Below are 3,704 nucleotides of genomic sequence, written 5' to 3'. Positions count from 1 at the left end.
GTCCCGGACATCGGACGGGACGGAATGCACAGTCTCGGGGCCCAATGGCCGGCCTTCGGCCAGGACCAGGCGGACTGTGCGCAGGGCGCTCAGGTCGGTCAGTGGGTCGCCCTCGACGACGAGGAGGTCGGCGCGGTGGCCGGGGGTGAGCCGGCCGGTGTCGTGGGCGATGCCCAGCGCTTCGGCTGCTCCTGCTGTGGCCAGGTCAATGATCTCGGCCGGCTTCATCCCGATGTGTTCGAAGAACTCCAGGCTGGAAACGAAGCCGTCGAAGACGGCGCGGGGAACGCCGGCGTCGGTCCCGGGCAGGAGCCGTACCCCGCTCTCCGTCATCCACCGGATCTGCCCGAACATCTCCTCGGCCCGCTCCGGGCCGAAACGCTCCGCGAAGCCACGCCAGTCGGGACTGGCCGCAGGGCAGACGGAGATGCCCTGGCCGGCCATGGCGGCCACCAGGTCCTCGCGTACGTCGAACCCGTCCTTTGCCATCCACGTGCAGTGCTCGATGCTGTTGACCCCGGCTGCCACGGCGGCGGCGATGCCCTCCGTACCGTGGGCGTGGGCGGCCACCGGCAGTCCGGCCCTGCGGGCTTCTTCGACGACGACGCGCATGTCGCGCGGGGTGAACTGGGCCTGCCAGACAGGTGGTCCGCCCTTGGTGATGCCACCTCCGGTGGCCATCACCTTGACGAGGTCGACGCCGCTTGCCGCGTTGCGGCGGACGGCGGCACGGATCGCTGCTTCGCCTTCGACCTCTCCGCCGAGGAACCAGCAGTGTCCGCCGGGCGTGGTCAGCGGCGTTCCGGCGGCCAGGATGCGTGGGCCGGGCAGCCGGCCGGACGCGATCTCGTCCCGCAGCCGGACCGCCAGCCCTCCCCGGTCGCCGAGGTCGCGTACGGTCGTCACTCCTGTGGCGAGGAGTTGCTCGGCGCGCATCGCCATTCCCGCGTAGAGCTCGGCGTCGGAAGCAGTGTGCAGGGTCTCCACAGGATCGGACCCTGCGTCGAGTGCGAGGTGGACGTGGGCGTCGATGAGCCCGGGCAGCAACGTACCGTCGGGGAAGTGGAGGCGGGGAACTGTGGGTTCGACCCGCGCCTCGACCTCCGTGCGCGGACCGGCGGCCACGATCATGCCCAGCCGGACATGCACGGCCCCGTCGAGGACCACCCTCCCGCCGGGGCCGGAAACCATCTGTCCTGCCGAGATCACGGTGTGCATCATGAGCCTTCCTGGTAAGTCCGCAGCGCGTCCGAGAGTGCCACGAGCTGCCTCACGTCGTCGTCCAGGTCGCTTCCTCCGGGCAGGGCCACGGCAATGGCTCGTCCGGGTACCGGTGCTCCCGCCGTGTACGCGGCCAGCGCCTCGCGAAGGTGTACAGCTGCTCGTCCTGGTGGGAGTGGGACTGAGGGTTCCATCGAATCCTCCAGCTTTGCGAGATAGGGGCTGATCCGTACCAGACCGTCCCGGCACTCGATGGCTCGCCGGTAGTACCGGCGGTGAATCCCACGGAGGCGGAGCGCGTCGCGCCAGCCTCCTGTCGGCGTGCGGTGGAGGGAGTCCTCCGGGAAAGCCTCGTGCAGAGCCGTCCACAGGGGTGTCAGTCGCCGGTACATCCGACGCCGATGCGCCCACAAGCGGATGGTCATCCACCGCGTGGCGGCCGCAGGATAGAGAATCCCCGCGACGAACAGCGGGATCGTGATGTCCAGGAGCATTTTCGCTCCCACTATGAGGGCTGTCGGTACGGATCCGCCGGCCCAGCGGGTCATGGTGAGCGTCTCGCGAAGCGACCCCATCAGCACCATGGCGGTCAACGCGGCCGCCACCAGCCGTAACCCGGTGCGCAGCGGCCCGTTCGACAGCCGTATGTAGCGGGATGTCCACCACAGTGCCAGGGCCAGCCCGTAGACGAGGTACAGACCTGCCGCGAGGTAGAAGAGAGCGACTCCCGGTTCGCGCATGTTCGCCGTCGCGTACGTGTGGGCGCGTTCCGGCCCCGGTGTGATGGTCATGGCCAATGTGGCGATTCCGATGGCGGAGGCCAGGGGTATCAGTTCCCACCGTGCGCGCTTATTACCCGCCGTGCGATCCGACGCCGAATAGAGGAAGACGCATTGCAGGAAGTAGACAAGGACGAGCAGCAGTGCATTCTGCAGCAGCTTCGCGATTCCGTCACCGGTTAGTGAATCGACGTACCGTGCAACTGACTTGAGTCCCAGAGGGAACGACAGTGCGGAACAGAGGATGCATAACGTTACTGAGCGGAGGACCCTGTCGGAGGGCGCCTTGGCCAGCTGGCTGGCCTTCCAGGACAGCGCCAGGAGGAGGATTCCTCCGAGTAGTGAGGACAGCGCCACGGCTATAACCACCCCAGTCTGTCACCCAGTGCGGAATTGATGCGTCGAGTCGATTGGTCGCCCCCTGTATTCGGGGTCACGAGGTTCAGTACGGAGGCCCATTCCAGGATGATGGTGGCGACCAGCTCGGCTTCCCGCTCCCGGTCATCGTCGTACGAGGTTCGTCGGAGCGCTCGCTTGATGACGTCGAGGGACAGCTCCGGGGCCAGCGACTGCCAGAACTCGTCATCCATTTCGTCACTCTGGTGGCCTGCCAGGATGTGGCCGACCTCATGCAGGATGATGTGATCCTGATGGGCCCTGCTGGTTTCCCTCTGGTAGAAGATGTAGTCCGCCGACTTGCTGGCGATCCAAACGCCGTACGGTCCGGGAACAGGCAGGGGGTAGTCGATCAATCGGATGGGGCGTTGCCTGTGCTCTCCCAATGCCTGACAGAAGGCTGGCACATGAAGTGGTGGCTGGATTTCAAGGGACTGGAGAGTGTGCCTGCATTGGCGTCTCAGGTCTCGCTCTTTCAAGGCCTCTCTCCGCTCGCGTTGCCAGGGTGCGACCCCATCCAACAGCGCGGATCTGCATGCGGCCAGCAGGGAATCAGTCAATCATGAGGAGGGATTTCCCGTTCCGCCTGCTCCAGGCGATAGACGACATCGAGCAGGTCCATCACCTGCTTCCGATGCTCGGGTGACAACTGGCCGGCTCGCATGGCCATCAGTTTCACGTCGCTGCCCTTGGATGCCTCGTGGAGGCGGGCTTGCTCGGAGGCGAGGGCTTCCAGCTGTTCCGTGATCCGGTCTGCCGCCTCGTCCTCGACGAAGTATGCGGTGGGCACGCCGAAGAACCCGGCCAATGCCTGAAGGTGCTTGAGCGTCGGGTTGTTCTTTCGCCCGTTGCGGAGCTGCCAGATGTAGCTCTGGGAGATCGAGACATCTGCCGCCGACTGCCGGATCGCGGCGGCGACGTACTCGTTGCTGTACTCGTGATGCGGATCGGGACGGACCGTTGCGAAGAGCTGGTTCAGCCTGTCGGCCAGGCTCTGCGCTGCCTTGGCGCTCATGTCCCCTCCGGCCCTAACCGGTTTCCACCTGTGTCAACAACAATCGTGCCAGTACCGCGACATGAGTTGAAGGGGGTAGGGCATCAAGTTATGGTCCCCACACGCAAGTTCCACTCGTGTGCAGACCCTCCGCTCACTGGGTCTTCACCTGAGTTGTGGGGGGCCGAGAGGCCCTACGACTCGCTCGCCAGCGGTTCTTTCCGTCCTCAGGCACAGGGGGAGGCACATCGTCATGCGACCGAGATCGATGGCGTCCCGCCAGGTGGTGTAGCCGATCAGTGTTGAGGTGTGCG

4 protein-coding genes are annotated in these 3,704 nt (G+C 65.8%); all 4 read right to left on the bottom strand.

Features of this window, described 5'->3' with window-relative positions:
• A partial coding sequence (locus ABD207_RS31470) for an amidohydrolase family protein (RefSeq protein ID WP_344016726.1) occupies positions 1-1,221 on the bottom strand: 1,221 nt, incomplete at its 3' end.
• On the bottom strand, positions 1,218-2,357 hold the full coding sequence (locus ABD207_RS31465; RefSeq protein WP_344016725.1) for an MAB_1171c family putative transporter: 1,140 nt from the start codon (positions 2,355-2,357) through the stop codon (positions 1,218-1,220). The genes ABD207_RS31470 and ABD207_RS31465, both read right to left, overlap by 4 nt.
• A gap of 2 nt (positions 2,358-2,359) precedes the next feature.
• Positions 2,360-2,752 carry a hypothetical protein gene (locus ABD207_RS31460; protein WP_344016724.1) on the bottom strand — a complete coding sequence of 131 codons (393 nt, stop codon included), beginning with the start codon at positions 2,750-2,752 and terminating at the stop codon, positions 2,360-2,362.
• Positions 2,753-2,952: 200 nt separating this feature from the next.
• On the bottom strand, positions 2,953-3,411 hold the full coding sequence (locus ABD207_RS31455) for a helix-turn-helix domain-containing protein (protein ID WP_344016723.1): 459 nt from the start codon (positions 3,409-3,411) through the stop codon (positions 2,953-2,955).
• Positions 3,412-3,704 lie beyond the last annotated feature (293 nt).

The organism is Streptomyces thermospinosisporus (assembly GCF_039526425.1).
GTDB lineage: Bacteria > Actinomycetota > Actinomycetes > Streptomycetales > Streptomycetaceae > Streptomyces > Streptomyces thermocarboxydovorans.
The sequence above is the reverse complement of the archived record's forward strand: the minus strand, read 5'-3'. Positions and strand labels throughout refer to the sequence as shown.

Excerpts from the sequence above, each read along its gene's own strand:
- ABD207_RS31455 (WP_344016723.1), bottom strand. The coding sequence starts at position 3,411 with ATGAGCGCCAAGGCAGCGCAGAGCCTGGCCGACAGGCTGAACCAGCTC.